Raw genomic sequence first — 14,489 nt, 5'->3', positions numbered from 1 at the left:
CTTCGCGATACTCAACGGCTAGCCACCCCCTTAAGGGCTTGCTGATTTGCGTAGCTAGGCGTCTCACCGAGCCTTATCAGGACAATGTCATCTTTGATCTCCAGGCTACCGGGAGCCGGCCAGACAGGCATGGTCGAAAGATGAACGATCGTCTGAAGCACCTGTTCTTGGCTAGAACCACTTAAATTAGAATAGCCGAGCAATTTCATGTAGTAGGCGATTCGCCATGCGTTGCCTCCGTCCCATTCGAAGAAGGAGTAACCGACTGTCGAACCGGGAGGCTTCGGGTAGTTAGTCGCAAATGGCTGTGCGCCAAACACGCTTAAAGCATAGCGGCGCTTTGCGTCAAAACCGGGCGCTGCCGACAGCCTGTCGAAGATAGCTCCCGCCATCAGAGTGTCATGCTTGTCAACCAGGTAACTGGACGCCTGACGATAGTTTTGGACGACCTGGATCTGGAAAAGTGCCACCGCCAGCAAGATGGCCGAGGCTCCGCGGATTCTGGGGCTTCTGCTCGTCACTGCGACATAGGCAAACAGCCATACCGCAATCGGCACCCCGACGAGGCTTCTGACAGGCACGCTGCCTGCAGCAAGGAAATGAAAGGCGAAGGGAACAAGCAACGAAACGAAGGCAACTGCCGTCAGCAGTAATTTTGTGCGGGGCAATTCCTTCAGGAGTGCCCAGCCGCCCAGGAGCAACAAAAGCGGGATTGCCCACAATGCAACTCCGTATGTACGTTGGTCCAGGCCATAAATCCCGCCTATCGCCTCAAGCACGCGCCCGATAACGGTAACAGGGTGTCGAAACAGAAAGTCCGGCTGGGAAAGCGAGTCGAAATATTCGTTTCGACCAGGGACGAAGGATCTGAAAATGACGTTGCCGATGAGGTACAACAATAGGGCACCTGCGATCAGAACACCAATCCGAAGCAGGTCTTTCGGCAACGATTTGCTGCTGCCGGCCCGCTCTTGCAGAATTAAGATCGCAATGCCCAAGATCAGAATTGCCGGCGCGAAACTCTGATAGATCGAGATTGCGAAAGCTCCGACTGCTACGGCGCCGAGAAAACGTGGGCTAAGGGGCGAAACGTCCTCCTTGGCGATCAGCCAAAGCGCAAGGACGGTCGCGAACAGGCCGATACCAATTGCCGCAATGTTCGAATAGAACTCGACGATAAAGAACCAGGTCGGGAAGCTACAGAAAATCGCAAAACATGCATACTCCGCGATGGAGAATTCTTGTTTGTTGATGACGTCCATGACGAGGAGGTAGGCGGCTACGCAACCGGCGCCAAAGACGGCCGGAGCCAAGAAAGGCATGACCGGATGAGGAATAAGGAATCTCTCGATCAGATACGCGCCCCAGCGTCCTTGAATGATCCAGATCGACGCGTCCGTCCTGAAAGCTGCTACTTCTTCATCGATTGACAGCGGAAAGGAGGCCAACTCGGAGAAATACATCGCGATGAAAATCGCAAAGAGATTCATGGCACGTCGTATTGTGGTGGAGGGCGTCAGCATGATCTGCGGAGTATCCATCGAGAAATCACGAAGTTGAGGACGGTCGTGACGGCTAGGGTGACAAAGAAGGCAGCTGCAGTGTTTTGCAGCACGCTTTCGAGCGTTTTAAGAGCTGCCAGTCCGAGCACGAACACGACGGCAATCGAGACGCCGATCGCCAGCCGATCGGCGATGCCCGTGCGACCTCCGGGAAAGACGCGATCGGGATAGAACACCATCACAAGTACAAGGCCTGCCAGCCAGGCGAGCGCGTAAGACAAAGTCGAAGGGAGCACGGAGAGACCGGCGAAGTAGACAAGGCTGGTCAAGGCGGTGTTCAGGCCGCCGGCGACAAGGAACCGGACAGCGTCCCCGCCAATGCGGTCAGCGGCCATCCTGCCTGACCATATCCAGGAAATCCGCATAGTCCCTGATGTAATCGCCAGCATCGTAATTATGCGAAGCCATGACCAGCAATGCGGTATCCGGCTGGAATTTATACTGAATTCCCCAAATGCCCGGCGGCATGTAGAGGCCGATCGACGGTTCGGTCAACGAAACCTCTTTTCTATCATGGCCGTCATCGACCACAACCGAAAGGCGGCCATGGGCCGCGATGAGGAATTGATGGCACTCGCGATGCGCATGCTCACCTCTGACCTTGTCGGACGGCACGCCATAAACCAGGAAGGACCGGGCCGGTTTGAACGGCAGATTCGAACCGAATTCAAGCGGGGCGAGTTCGCCCCGCAGATCGCCAAAATGCGGCAGCCGCCAGAGTTCGCTGCCGCCGACCCCAAGCGACATTTTCTCGCCTACCGTGCCTGGGAAGGTCTGAGTAACCGCGGGCACAATCTGCGGACCTGTCTGGTAGCCGATAATGACGGCAGGATTTCCGATCACAACGGCATTGGCAGGGACATTCTTGGTCACCACGGCGCCGGCGCCGACCATCGCTTGGCGGCCGATGGCAACGCCCGGCAGGATAGTCGCGTTGGCGCCGATGGACGCGCCGTCCTCGACCGTCGTCAGCAGAAATGTCTCGGGATATTCCTTGGAGCGCGGGAAGCGATCGTTGGTGAAAGTCGCATTCGGGCCGACAAACACACGATTACCCAAGCGTACCCCGTCCCACAGCTGAACACCGCTCTTGATGGTCACGTCATCGCCGACGATCACGTCGTTCTCGATGAAGACGTGATCGCAGACGTTGCAGTTCGAGCCGATCACAGCACCAGGCAGCACGTGGGCAAAGGCCCAGATGCGTGTTCCGATCCCGACATCGGTGCTTTCGCAAATACCACGCTCATGGATGAAAAAGGGCATGTCGGTCATTTGGCAGTTCCGTCAACGATGCGGCTGATGATCCTGAGTGGGCGCGACTTGGTGTTTTCAACAGCCCGCCAGAGATAGCAACCAAGAATCCCCTGAACCAGAAGACTGGCCGAACCGAAGCCCGTGATCAGCAGCACCAGTGTCGTATAGCCAGCAGGGTCGATATTGCCAAGCAGCCGCGCAATCACGGTAACGACTGCAAATAGAAGACTTAACACACAGCCCGCAAAACCCACCCAGAGTGTGAGCATGATCGGAAAGTCGGAGAACGAGAAAATGCTGTCCATCATATATCGGAATCGCCGTGCCATGCCCCAGGCGCTTGTTCCGTGCTCTCGTTCGCGCCGTCGATAGGGCACGAATTCCCGCCGGAACCCGACCCAGAACAGTTGCACGACAAGCGAGCTGTTCGGCTCCTCGATTGACAGGATTGCTTCCAGGACCTGGCGATTGCAGGCGAAGATATCTACCCCGCCACTCGGCATGCTGGGCAGGACGAGCCTGCGGTAGGCCGCCCAGAAAGCCCTTGATAGAAATTTGGTCAAGGGCGGATCGCTACGCCCGGTTCGCTGCCCAAACACCACGTCGGCCTCATCCTTTTCCAGCTTCGAAAAGAACTCGACGATCAGTTCAGGCGGCTCCTGCAGGTCGGCGGCCATGGCCGCGACCTGATCACCCGACGCATGTTCGAGCCCGGTTCGAATAGCGGTGAACGAACCAAAGTTCCGGCTATGGAAGATGATCTTGTAATCATAGCCCGAGCCTTTCAATTCCTTGACCAGCAGCGGGCCGGATTCATCTGGCGAGCCATCGACAACGAAAACGAACTCGATGTCGCCTTGATATCTGGACTGGAAATCGGCGACTGCCCGCAGAAGGGAAGTGATGTTCGCCTGATTTCGATAGATCGGGAAAACGATGGAGCGTGTTGTCACATTGTCTCCCATTCGCGGAGGGCCAGGCAGACCTGCTCTACCTCGTCTTCCCTCATATCGGGATAGCAGGGGACCGAGCAGAGACGGCTGACGCTGGCCCTCGAAACGGTGAGATTTTCGCTTCCCATCATCGGTAGGTCCGCCCAGCCGACCTGGTCGCAATCCAGCACAGGGTAGTGAATGTCGGTGTCGATGCCGCGCTCTTTCATGAACGTCCTGAAGGTGTCCCGGTCGTCACAAAGCACGACCGCGAGGTGCGCGACAGCGCCGTCGCCACCTTCCAGGAACTGCAATCGACGCCCGGCAACGGACTTGTATTGATTTAGGATGCCACGCCGCTGACGGTTGCGGCTATCCACATCGCCCAGCAGAACGTCCAGTATCGCGGCTTGAACTTCATCCATGCGAGAGTTGCGGCCATAGGGCACGCCGACATAGTACTTTGAACTCCAGCCATATTGCTGCAGTTGCCGTACATGCGCAGCGGTTACTGGGTCGGAGGTGAGGACGGCGCCGCCGTCCCCCATTGCTCCGAGATTCTTGGTTGGGTAAAAGCTGAAAGTGGAGATATCGCCCAGCGAACCCGCAACGTCGCTTCCGATTCTCGCCCCGTGCGCCTGTGCGCAATCCTCCACAATCGGAATGTGCGACAGGCCAGCCTGGTCAAGTCCGGCCCTGATGGCGCGGACATCGACGACGCCACCGTAGAGGTGGGTGGCGACGATCGCAGCGGTGTCTGCGCTGGCTGCTTTCATCACCGATTGAAGATCTACGAGCTGACTTGCCGGTTCGATATCGACATAGTGCGGAACGAGATCATTGTGCCAGCAGGCGCAGCTGGCATAGCCCCCCGCATTCGCGGCGACTATGACCTCGCGCCCGCGCATATCGTTGCGCTTGGTCACTGCGGCCAATGCGAGTTCGAGCGCATCCGTCCCATTGGCCACAAGAACGCATTCCGAGACACCTATGAACCTGGAAAAATTTGCCGCAAATCTTTTGCCGACCGCGCCATTGAGCCACCATCCTGAACGTAGCGTGTTCAGTACCTCACGCTCGATTTCGACGCGATAGCGCTGATACAGGCGCTTCAGATCATTCATCGGAACAAATTCTTGTCTCGTCATCGGTAACTCAACGGCTCGAGCGCAATTCATTTTAGGAACGTCCGCAGGGCGCAACGTTTGACATGCTCAACTACAGCAGGTGCGACGAATTGGGAATCTGAATTGCGAGCATGTAGTATCCGGGAAGAGTACCTTTAAGACTTAGCTCGCGCTCCAACCCTCTTTGCAGGCTTCGTCGTGAGCGATTCCACCCTTCCGTTCTTAAGCGTCATTCTCTTCGTACATACGCTTTCGAGCAGGCTTTCATTATGGCTCGCCAGGACGATGATGCCCGCCTTTTCCGCCAGCTCATCCATGCGCCGTTTGGCTTTTTCCTGAAACGTAGCGTCGCCAGCGCCGATCCACTCGTCCATCAGCAGAATTTCGGGGTCAAGCGCTGTCGCCGCTGAAAAAGCGAGACGCGCGGCCATACCCTGGCTGTAGGTTTTGAACGGGACATCAATAAAGTCGCCAAGTTCGCTGAAGGCGATGATTTCCGGCATTTTTTCTTGGATCTCGGCCTCCGTCCACCCGCTGATCAAACCTCTCAGAACAATATTTCGCCGTCCCGTCGCCTCGGGGCGAAATCCTATGTTGATGTTGAACAAGGCGTCGACTTTGCCTTCGATGGCTACCGTGCCGGCCGAAGGCTGATAGATACCGTACAATACTTTGAGCAGTGTCGTCTTGCCGGCCCCGTTTGGGCCGACCAAGCCTAACCGGTCGCCCGCTTTGAGTTCAAAACTGACATCTTCGAGCGCTTGTACGACCTGCTTGCCGCCGGAGCGTCCGATCTTGCCTCCAAGGCCACCTAGGCGCCGGTCAGGCGCCGTAAGCGTCAACTTTTCGTAGAGGCGATAGGCGAGGCCGACATTGTCCAGCTTGACGGAAATCATTTTGTACTCAGATCAGGAAAACGACGCGCTTGCGATATCTGCCCAGCAGCAGCAATGCAATCGCCCAAAAAGCCAGAGAGATGTACGCTGTCACAATAAAGGGATGCATTGGGAATTCGCCGCTCGCGATTGGCGCGCGCACGACTTCCAGGAAATATGTAAACGGATTCCAATGATAGGCATAGTTCTGTATGCCTCCTTGTCCATGATAGGCCCAAAAGACGGGCGTAAGGAACGTGCCGACCCGCATGATGTTGCCGACGATGAACTGAGCATCGGGAAAGAAAGCGCCCAGGAACGCGAAGACCGTTACGATTGCTGGTGTCGCGAGCACAATTAGCAACAGCCCTGGGATCGACAAAAGCCACTCCATGCTGATCCCCAAGCCGCTCAGCAGCAGGATGACTATGCAACCCGCCACTGAATAGGCCGCTCGGATAATACATTGCACCGTTAGCCGCATCACATATACGAAGAGCGGCAGCCTCGTGCCTTGAATGAAACTGCCTTCGCGCGAAAACAGGGGCACGCTCAAGCTGATCATTTCCATGAGGTAGAACCAGACAACGAGGCCGATCGATGCATAGGCTGTATACCCGGCCGAGTCCGTGTCTTTAGTCTTGAAAACGAAAATGAAAGTGCCGATGAATAACAGATAATTGACCAGCAGCCAAAGCGGGCCGAGCGTCGTGCGTCTATGCTGGTCGCCGATGTCCTCATGGGCAAGCGCGATCCAGACCCGGTGTAATCTCATGGCTTTTGAGATGTCTTCAAAAGCGCCGTTTAGTGCTGCAATCATAGCTGGGAATATCGCAATCCGTTGTTCTGGCGCATTGTCCGTCGCGGCAATAGCGAACCACCAAGCCCGTATCTAATTGCCATCTCGACGGGCATATGGCAACGCGTAGCGTCGTAACGAGGTCGGGAGCAGAGTCAACTGCGGCAAAACTGGATACACGCTGACGTTGCGGCGTGTGTACATCGCAAGCGCTGGATCGGCAACAGCATCCGGCTACAGGGCGTCAAGATTACTATTATGCGCGCGCTCTACCAAAAAACATCTGGCTATGCCGTCAACCCCGCAGTATGCGATACAGGACGGCGGGGGCCGGGGATAGCAATTTTGAGAAAGTGGACACGCAGCATCTTCGTGTTTGCATCTTGGCGGTGTTCGTATCCGTGAGCCTGGAGTCTAGTGCCTTCCAATGAATTCTTACCTCCAAGCAGTATTGGGACTTCGGCCACAGATGCGGCGCGCGTTCATCATGGTCCAGGACGTGGTCATGGTCCTGGTCGCCGTGGCGCTCAGCCTCGTGCTTTCGCGGTCGGATCTTTCGTTCGAACCGCTGTCCAACGAGGGTTTAGCAACCTGGGCAGCCATTGTTCTCATCAGCCATCTGCTGTTCAGATATTCTGGCCTCTACACGACCGTCTGGCGCTTTGCCTCGACGCCGGACTTTTTCAACATCCTCAAGAGCTGCGGGACTTTGACGCTCGCCCTGTATGCAGCTTCGCGTGTGGTTCGTTCTTTCCAACCGGTGCAGGGTCTCAACGAGCGCCAGTTCATCGTCTTCTTCCTCGTCTCCTTCACGATCATATCGGCGCCGCGGCTGTTCTACCGCTTCCTGCGTGACGGCGCGAGCTGGGGCATTCTGAGCCGCAAGACCGGCGAGACCGAGGTCAAGCGCGCGCTGTTCGTCGGCCGGCTCGGCGAGGCCGACCTGATCATCCGCTTCACGCGCACGGCGCAGCCGGCGGACTATTCCATCGCCGGCATCATGGCGACCGAACGCGGCGCGCCGTTGGGCACGCGCATACAGGGTGTTCCCGTCGTGGCGACCCTGCCGCGTCTGATCGACGTTTTGGAAGACTATGCGAGCGGCACCAAAAGCCTGGACCTGCTGATTTTCGGCAGCGGCGCCGAGCACGAGATCGAGGACTATTCGGAACTCGTCCGCGTCGCCCGGCACGGCGACATCAATGTGGTGCAGTTCTCCGGTCTGTCGGAGCTGGAGCGGCACGGAAAGCTGGTGCTCGACACCGTCGAGATGGAAACGATCCTGCGCCGTCCGACAGTCGCGTCCGATATCGAGCGCATCGGTGCTTTTATCGGCGGCAAGCGCGTTCTGGTCACGGGCGGTGCCGGCTCGATCGGCCGAACTCTGGTCAAACGGTCGCTGGAACTGGGAGCGGAGGCGGTGCTGGTCGCCGACAATTCCGAGTTCGGCATCTTCCAGCTGAGCCAGTATATTGACGAGAACGACCACGACCGCCTCAAGGTCCGTATCGTCGATGTCGCGGACCGGCGCCAGATAACGCGGGTCGTCACCGAATTCCGGCCTGATATCATTTTTCATGCCGCCGCGCTCAAACACGTTCCGCTGCTCGAGGAAAACTGGGAGTCGGCCATCCAGACCAATATTTTCGGAACGCTGGTCTGTGCCGAGGTCGCCGCCAAATGCGGGGTTGCGCAGTTTGTCCTGATATCGAGCGACAAGGCGGTGGATCCCTCGTCGGTGCTTGGCATGACGAAGCGGGCCGCCGAACAGATCGTCAGCGCCTTGCATGGGATGCCGGCGGCCGAGCCGGGCGGGCGTCGCTCCGCCACCAAGTTCATAGCCGTGCGGTTCGGCAATGTCTTTGGCAGCAATGGTTCGGTTGCGACCATATTCCAGGCGCAGATCGAGGCCGGGGGGCCAGTCACCATCACCGACCAGCGCATGACACGCTATTTCATGACCGTGGCCGAAGCCGTCGATCTCGTCATCATGTCGGCGGCCGATGCCGCGTCGCGGCAGAGCGGGGACGATTATGCCGTCTATATGCTCGACATGGGCAAGCCGGTGCCGATTCTTGAAGTGGCCGAAACGATGATCCGCCTGTCCGGAAAGAGTCCGTACAAGGACATCGCAATCAGGTTCACCGGTATAAGGCCTGGCGAAAAGCTCCACGAAACGCTGCATGGCGAAGACGAGGAACTCGTCGAACTCGACATTTCGAAGATTTTTGGCCTCAGCACGGACGTCGTGGAATGGTCGGATGTCCAGGTCGCGCTCACGGCGCTGCAGCAGGCAGCAAAAAATCAGGACAAGGCTGCCGCGCTCGCCGTGCTGGCAGGCCTTGACCGCGCCAAGAAGGCCAGGGGAAGCATTCATCAAGATGCGATCCCGAAAACGGTCGGGCAGGCGGGCTAAGCCGCTCTTCTTCCGACGCGACCATGATATGGGATCCGGAAATCTCTGGCATATGCAAGGTGTTTGACGTTCGTGGATAAAGCAGACCTGCGCATCGCAGTCCTGATGGGCACGAAAGATGGCGCCGCCTTCATCGATGAGCAGCTGCAGTCGCTGCTCGCCCAGTCGCACCGTCTGGTCGACCTGTGGATATCCGACGATGGTTCCATCGATGGTACGACCGCGATTATCGAGGCATGGCAATCCCGCTGGCCCAAGGGTCGAATGACCCTTGTGGAGGGGCCGCGGCAAGGATTCGCGGCCAATTTCCGGTCGATGATCCTTGATCGACGTATCGATGCGGACGGCTATGCCTTCTGCGACCAGGACGATATCTGGGAGCCCGACAGGCTGGAAAGCGCCATCCGCTGGATGCAGGCCCATGACGCAAAAACGCCGCTGATGTTTTGCTCGCGAACCGCGACCATGACGGAAACGGGAAGCCTTGTAGGCCATTCGCCGCTGTTTGACCGGCCGCCGTCCTTTCGCAACGCGCTTGTGCAAAGCATCGCCGGCGGCAACACCATCCTGCTCAACGCCGCGGCACGCAACCTGCTGGCCAGGGCCTGCGCGCGGACCGCGTTCGTCAGCCATGACTGGTGGGCCTATCTCATCGTGACCGCAGCCGGCGGCATCGTCCACTACGATCCGCGGCCACTGGTGCGCTACCGGCAGCACGCGGCAAACCTGGTTGGAGCCAATGTGTCGTGGAAGGCAAGGGCTTCCCGGCTTGGCCGCCTGTTCAAGGGCGAGTTTGCCGGCTGGACGGACCTCAACCTTGACGGTCTTGCCGTCAATCGCGACCTGCTGACCGAGGACGCGGCGGCGTGCCTCGACCTGTTCATCCGCGGGCGGGAGGGCGGTCTTTTCCGCCGCTTGGCTGGCTTGCGCAAAAGCGGTGTCTATCGGCAGACGGTTTCCGGCACCCTGGGGCTCTATCTCGCTTTCATCCTCGGACGCATCTGAGCATCGAACGGCTGCGTGATGCGCTTGGTCAAGAGATGAGCTCATGCTACGTCGACGCGATTGTCAGGCCTCGCCTGTGGCGTCGCCTCGGGACTTTGGCAGGGAGCATGATCGGTCGTTCATGAAGGCAACCAAGCACATCTTCGATCTTGCCGGTGCGGCTCTGCTGCTGGTGGTCACATCTCCCGTTTTGGCGCTTGCCGTCCTTGCCGTTCGGGTCTCGTCGCCCGGTCCTGCCATCTTTTCGCAGACGCGGGTCGGCCGCGACGGGCGGCTTTTTCGCTGTCACAAATTGCGCACCATGTATGTCGGGACGCCGTCATTGCCCTCGCATGAGGCACCACCGAATTCCGTGACATCGGTCGGAAAAGTCCTGCGGAAGTTCAAGCTCGATGAGCTGCCGCAATTCTGGAACGTTCTGAAGGGCGAGATGAGCCTGGTCGGCCCGCGCCCCTGTTTGCCGACCCAAGCGGAATTGATCGAGTGCCGCAGGCGGCTGGGGGTTCTGGCGGCGCTTCCGGGCATAACCGGCCTGGCCCAGATCAAGGGCATCGACATGTCGAACCCGAAGCTTCTGGCTGAAACGGATGCCGCCTATCTCGATGCGGCGTCCTTCTGGCTCGACCTTCGGATTCTGCTTGGAACGTTCTATCGAAGCTGACTGGCCATCATCATGGTCAAACAAGGAGTCGGGATTTACCAAGCCGCGCCAGCTCCGCCAGCCTCTCCAGCGTGTCGGTTTCAGGCGTCCACCCCTGCGATATCAGCAGAGCAGGGTCGCATATCTGTGTCGCGGTCAGACTGTCCCAAAACGCCCGCCTGCCCAGCACGGCCGCCGCCGGTCGTATCAGGCCGGCTGGTATGGCCATCACGCGCATCGGCCGCCCCAAACCTCTGCGAAACGCGGCGATGATGGCCTCGACTGCGACCGGCGGCACATCGGCGCCGACATAGATCGGGTGAAGTGACCCCGAATGGCTCAGCAGGTGCGACACCGCTCGCACTGCCGCCCCGGATGACGTCAGCGAGCGGATTCCCGTCAGGGAGCCGGTCGGCAGCGGCAGCGCCGTATCGGCAAGGCGCATCAGCGTAGCGAGATTGCCCTTCATGCCGTTTCCATAGACCGGGGGCAGGCGCAACACGGCGGCGTCGGAACGGCCTTGCGACGCATAGGCGCCCAAAACCTCGATCTCGCCTTCGCGTTTGGAGCGTCCATAGACGCATTGCGGGGCAGGAAGAGTGTTTTCGTCGATCGTTGCGCTGACGCAAGCACCGATCACGGCCCGGATCGAGGAGAGATGGATGAAGCGTCCGCTTACCTGTGCCGCCGCGGCATGCGCCAGCCGCGCGCTCAATTCCACATTGGCCGCCCAATAGTCGGCTTCGGTGGCATTGCCCCGATCATTATTGAGGCCGGCACAATGGACGACGTGGGTCACATCCCTGGTGAGTGCCAGGAAGGCCGCGGCCGGTGCATCGAAATTGGGCATCAGCACCGCGCCATCCCCCGACCCAAGCCTTTCCGGATGGCGGGAAGCGAGACGAAGCTCGGCGCCGGCTTGGCGAAGTTTTTGCACGATAAGGCGCCCGATGAAGCCCGTCGCGCCGGTGACCAGGACCTTCATTGCCTTGCCCGCAACAGCTCTTGGGTGGCTGCCGGAAGCTCCTGCTCTTCCATTACTGGTGGAGGTGCATGCTTTTCCATCAACGGAGCCTGACGGCCGGAGGCAAGATACGTTCCACACACCAGGAAGATCATCAGCACCGAGTCCAGAATGTCATGGCCGACCAGGATGCCCGTCATTCCGGCCGTGAGATAGGTTATCACCACGACGACAATCATGGTGGCGCCGAACCGTTCGACCGGATCACTGCTGTTTCGTAAGACCCGAGCAGCATTTCCAGCGGCAACGACAAAGATCGCCGCCAGCGTTGCGGCGCCCAGAATTCCTGCTTGCACCAAGGCGGTCAGGAAGCCGTTGTGAAAATGATTGAAGCCTGCGTCCATCGCGAACTGATCATGAAAGCCCTGCTTGATCAAAGACTGGGTCGCACCCACCCCATGTCCGAACAGCGGCATGTCATGGAATGCTTTGAGGCCGATCTCCCAAAGCGCCAAACGTATTCCCAGTGAGCTGTCGTAATTGCCCTGCGCGCCAAGCGCATTCCAATCGGAGTGCAGAAAGGCGACGCGCCCGGATATCGCCTGGAAGCCGAAGGCGGCGACCACGACGCCGACTGCCACCAGCAGCAGAAGCACACGAGCGGCATTCCTGCCTCTGAGCCTCTGATGGTTAATAAGCAAAACAGCGATGCCGGCAATCAGCAGTGCCAGCCAAACGATACGCGAACCGGAATAGATCATGGCGATCGTCCCGGCCAGCGCGGCGTGAAAGATAGGACTCCGGGCTCGCTCTATGCCTGACAAGGCACCGGCCACACAAACCGTTACGGCAAGGCAGAGCACGGTTGCAAAGATGATCGGATTGCCGGCCCCGCCCTCGGCCCTGACCCCAATCCAATATTGCTGGATGACAGCCATCGGCAGCGCGACAAAACAGGCGACCATGCTGCTGAGTACGATGATGCGGGCAAGCGTGGTTTTCTGCGTAATGCTCCAGGTCGAATAGGAGACGGGGAAAAACAGGAAGGTGACGAGCGGGATAAGGTGCGGCGCATCGCGGACGAACGAATTGTTGACGACGGTGGCCAGGAGATTGGCCGCGCAGTAGGCATAGATCGCGACCGTCAGCCAGATCACCGGCCGGTCTGCGTTAAAGCGCCTTTTCCCAGAGGCAATCAGTACGATGGAAGCTAGGGCCCCGCCGTTGAACACAAAGCTGACCACCGATCCCAGAACCGGTGGAAAAAAGAAGCAAAGAATGGAGAAGTAGATATTGATCCACGAAGGCGTGAATTGCTGTCTCAGGGATGAAAGCCGGTTCAATTGTCGGGCTCGCTATTTTTCGGGAAGTTCATGCGGCGGATCTTGTCTGGCGAAGTAGAATGCCTCGCCCCGAATTACCACCCTACATCATGCACTTGCCCGCTTCCCAAGGCTGGTATAGCGGCTGGGTTCGCTTTTCGAAAGTGTGTCGGACCGCTTGCCGCTGAAAAATCGGCAGCCTGCGCCGATCGATCTGGAGAATTCCTGGAAGGGCAGTCGCATGTCTATCCAAGCAATATTTTTCCCGCGGTTTCCCGGACTTCGGACCCACGAGCAGGAATTTCCGGGTTTGGCGGTATCCTTGGAAAATTCATTCCCGAACCGTGCGTCGGCGCGCCAGTCTTGCATTGTTCTTGGCAATGGCGATCTGCTAGAACGCCGGCTTGAGAGAGATTGTCCAGAAGCAGGGCTTGAACCGGGCGCAAAAAGCTCGATGATTTGAGGCGAAGTCTTCTGTTGGAAGGTACGAAAGAACGCTCACAGTCCATGACAACAGAGCTTACGCATCTTCAGCGGCTTGAAGCCGAATCCATTCACATATTCCGCGAGGTTGCGGCCGTCTTTTCCAAGCCGGTTATGCTCTATTCGGTCGGCAAGGATTCATCCGTGCTGATGCATCTGGCGATGAAGGCGTTTTATCCCGCCAAGCCGCCGTTCCCATTTCTCCACGTCGATACGACTTGGAAATTCCGTGAGATGATCGCCTTTCGCGATCTGATGGCGCAAAGACTCGGCTTCGATCTCCTGGTTCACGTCAACGAAGATGGTGTGCGCGATAACATCAATCCGTTCGATCATGGCTCGAACACGCACACCCATGTGATGAAGACAGTGGCGCTGCGCCAGGCGCTCGACAAATACGGTTTCGACGCGGCCTTTGGCGGCGCTCGTCGCGACGAGGAGAAGTCGCGCGCCAAGGAGCGCATCTTTTCCTTCCGCAACGCCCAGCATGTGTGGGATCCCAAGAACCAACGCCCCGAGATGTGGAAGATATTCAACACCCGTGTTGCATCGGGTGAATCGATCCGCGTCTTTCCGCTCTCGAACTGGACCGAACTCGACATCTGGCAGTACATCCTGCAGGAGAGTATCCCGATCGTGCCGCTCTATTTCGCCAAGGAGCGGCCGGTGGTGGAACGCGACGGCATGCTGATCCTGCGCGATGATGAGCGCATGAAACTGCGCCCCGGCGAGACGGTGGAGAACCGGCTGGTGCGTTTCCGCACGCTGGGCTGCTACCCACTGACCGGTGCCATCGAATCGGGTGCCGACACACTGGAAGCCATCGTCGGTGAGATGCTGACCGCGCGCACCTCCGAACGGCAGGGTCGCCTGATCGACCGCGACGAAGCCGGCTCGATGGAAAAGAAGAAGCGCGAGGGGTACTTTTGACCATGCGCCACATCATGGCAAAGAGCCTCGCACCCACCGACGGCGTGCGCGATTATCTGGCGGCGCAGGAGAAGAAGTCGCTGCTGCGCTTCCTGACCTGCGGTTCGGTCGATGACGGCAAGTCGACGCTGATCGGGCGCCTGCTTTCCGACACCAAGCAGATTTTCGAGGACCAGC

At 58.5% G+C, this 14,489-nt stretch carries 13 protein-coding genes; 4 read left to right on the top strand and 9 right to left on the bottom strand.

Annotated features, from left to right (window positions below; genetic code table 11):
• Positions 1-11 precede the first annotated feature (11 nt).
• From NKJ90_RS28535 to NKJ90_RS28505, 7 genes are all read right to left on the bottom strand, one after another.
• The gene (locus NKJ90_RS28535; protein WP_023760555.1) at positions 12-1,523 is read right to left on the bottom strand and encodes a glucosyltransferase domain-containing protein; all 1,512 of its coding nucleotides are present in this window, start codon (positions 1,521-1,523) and stop codon (positions 12-14) included.
• A complete protein-coding gene (locus NKJ90_RS28530; protein WP_023760554.1) occupies positions 1,517-1,897 on the bottom strand; it encodes a GtrA family protein in 381 nt (126 codons plus the stop codon). The genes NKJ90_RS28535 and NKJ90_RS28530 overlap by 7 nt, the downstream gene beginning before the upstream one ends.
• Complete coding sequence (locus NKJ90_RS28525) at positions 1,887-2,681, bottom strand: WxcM-like domain-containing protein (protein ID WP_280948956.1); 795 nt, start codon at positions 2,679-2,681, stop codon at positions 1,887-1,889. Before NKJ90_RS28525 ends, NKJ90_RS28530 begins: the two co-directional genes overlap by 11 nt.
• A 152-nt stretch (positions 2,682-2,833) precedes the next feature.
• Complete coding sequence (locus tag NKJ90_RS28520; RefSeq protein WP_198032250.1) at positions 2,834-3,772, bottom strand: glycosyltransferase family 2 protein; 939 nt, start codon at positions 3,770-3,772, stop codon at positions 2,834-2,836.
• The gene (locus tag NKJ90_RS28515) at positions 3,769-4,875 is read right to left on the bottom strand and encodes a DegT/DnrJ/EryC1/StrS family aminotransferase (RefSeq protein ID WP_050589562.1); all 1,107 of its coding nucleotides are present in this window, start codon (positions 4,873-4,875) and stop codon (positions 3,769-3,771) included. The genes NKJ90_RS28520 and NKJ90_RS28515 overlap by 4 nt, the downstream gene beginning before the upstream one ends.
• Before the next feature lie 158 nt (positions 4,876-5,033).
• Positions 5,034-5,774 carry an ABC transporter ATP-binding protein gene (locus tag NKJ90_RS28510; RefSeq protein WP_023760550.1) on the bottom strand — a complete coding sequence of 247 codons (741 nt, stop codon included), beginning with the start codon at positions 5,772-5,774 and terminating at the stop codon, positions 5,034-5,036.
• Positions 5,775-5,781: 7 nt separating this feature from the next.
• Positions 5,782-6,573, bottom strand: coding sequence for an ABC transporter permease (locus NKJ90_RS28505; protein ID WP_023760549.1), 792 nt, complete (start codon positions 6,571-6,573; stop codon positions 5,782-5,784).
• Positions 6,574-7,021: 448 nt separating this feature from the next.
• On the opposite strand from NKJ90_RS28505, the gene NKJ90_RS28500 reads away from it, so the two are divergent.
• From NKJ90_RS28500 to NKJ90_RS28490, 3 genes are all read left to right on the top strand, one after another.
• Positions 7,022-8,968 carry a nucleoside-diphosphate sugar epimerase/dehydratase gene (locus NKJ90_RS28500; RefSeq protein WP_023760548.1) on the top strand — a complete coding sequence of 649 codons (1,947 nt, stop codon included), beginning with the start codon at positions 7,022-7,024 and terminating at the stop codon, positions 8,966-8,968.
• Between the two features lie 72 nt (positions 8,969-9,040).
• Complete coding sequence (locus tag NKJ90_RS28495) at positions 9,041-9,973, top strand: glycosyltransferase family 2 protein (protein WP_023760547.1); 933 nt, start codon at positions 9,041-9,043, stop codon at positions 9,971-9,973.
• 121 nt (positions 9,974-10,094) lie between these two features.
• Positions 10,095-10,634 (top strand): sugar transferase, encoded by a 540-nt coding sequence (locus NKJ90_RS28490; protein ID WP_023760546.1) that lies wholly within the window; start codon positions 10,095-10,097, stop codon positions 10,632-10,634.
• Positions 10,635-10,650: 16 nt separating this feature from the next.
• Here the strand turns inward: NKJ90_RS28490 and NKJ90_RS28485 are convergent, their stop codons facing one another.
• Together NKJ90_RS28485 and NKJ90_RS28480 are read right to left on the bottom strand one after the other, a co-directional pair.
• A complete protein-coding gene (locus NKJ90_RS28485) occupies positions 10,651-11,598 on the bottom strand; it encodes an NAD-dependent epimerase/dehydratase family protein (protein ID WP_023760545.1) in 948 nt (315 codons plus the stop codon).
• On the bottom strand, positions 11,595-12,920 hold the full coding sequence (locus NKJ90_RS28480) for an O-antigen ligase family protein (protein ID WP_023760544.1): 1,326 nt from the start codon (positions 12,918-12,920) through the stop codon (positions 11,595-11,597). Before NKJ90_RS28480 ends, NKJ90_RS28485 begins: the two co-directional genes overlap by 4 nt.
• 486 nt (positions 12,921-13,406) lie before the next feature.
• On the opposite strand from NKJ90_RS28480, the gene cysD reads away from it, so the two are divergent.
• Positions 13,407-14,312 (top strand): sulfate adenylyltransferase subunit CysD, encoded by a 906-nt coding sequence (gene cysD / locus NKJ90_RS28475; RefSeq protein WP_023760543.1) that lies wholly within the window; start codon positions 13,407-13,409, stop codon positions 14,310-14,312.
• Positions 14,313-14,489 lie beyond the last annotated feature (177 nt).

Origin of the sequence: Mesorhizobium sp. M0051 (assembly GCF_040323235.1) — a bacterium.
Lineage (GTDB): Bacteria > Pseudomonadota > Alphaproteobacteria > Rhizobiales > Rhizobiaceae > Mesorhizobium.
The sequence above is the reverse complement of the archived record's forward strand: the minus strand, read 5'-3'. Positions and strand labels throughout refer to the sequence as shown.

Bases quoted from the DNA above. Each gene is read 5' to 3' on its own strand.
- cysD (WP_023760543.1), top strand. From the start codon at position 13,407: ATGACAACAGAGCTTACGCATCTTCAGCGGCTTGAAGCCGAATCCATT.
- NKJ90_RS28485 (WP_023760545.1), bottom strand. From the start codon at position 11,598: ATGAAGGTCCTGGTCACCGGCGCGACGGGCTTCATCGGGCGCCTTATC.
- NKJ90_RS28490 (WP_023760546.1), top strand. From the start codon at position 10,095: ATGAAGGCAACCAAGCACATCTTCGATCTTGCCGGTGCGGCTCTGCTG.
- NKJ90_RS28530 (WP_023760554.1), bottom strand. From the start codon at position 1,897: ATGGCCGCTGACCGCATTGGCGGGGACGCTGTCCGGTTCCTTGTCGCC.
- NKJ90_RS28535 (WP_023760555.1), bottom strand. From the start codon at position 1,523: ATGCTGACGCCCTCCACCACAATACGACGTGCCATGAATCTCTTTGCG.
- NKJ90_RS28515 (WP_050589562.1), bottom strand. From the start codon at position 4,875: ATGAATGATCTGAAGCGCCTGTATCAGCGCTATCGCGTCGAAATCGAG.
- NKJ90_RS28510 (WP_023760550.1), bottom strand. From the start codon at position 5,774: ATGATTTCCGTCAAGCTGGACAATGTCGGCCTCGCCTATCGCCTCTAC.
- NKJ90_RS28505 (WP_023760549.1), bottom strand. From the start codon at position 6,573: ATGATTGCAGCACTAAACGGCGCTTTTGAAGACATCTCAAAAGCCATG.
- NKJ90_RS28500 (WP_023760548.1), top strand. From the start codon at position 7,022: ATGCGGCGCGCGTTCATCATGGTCCAGGACGTGGTCATGGTCCTGGTC.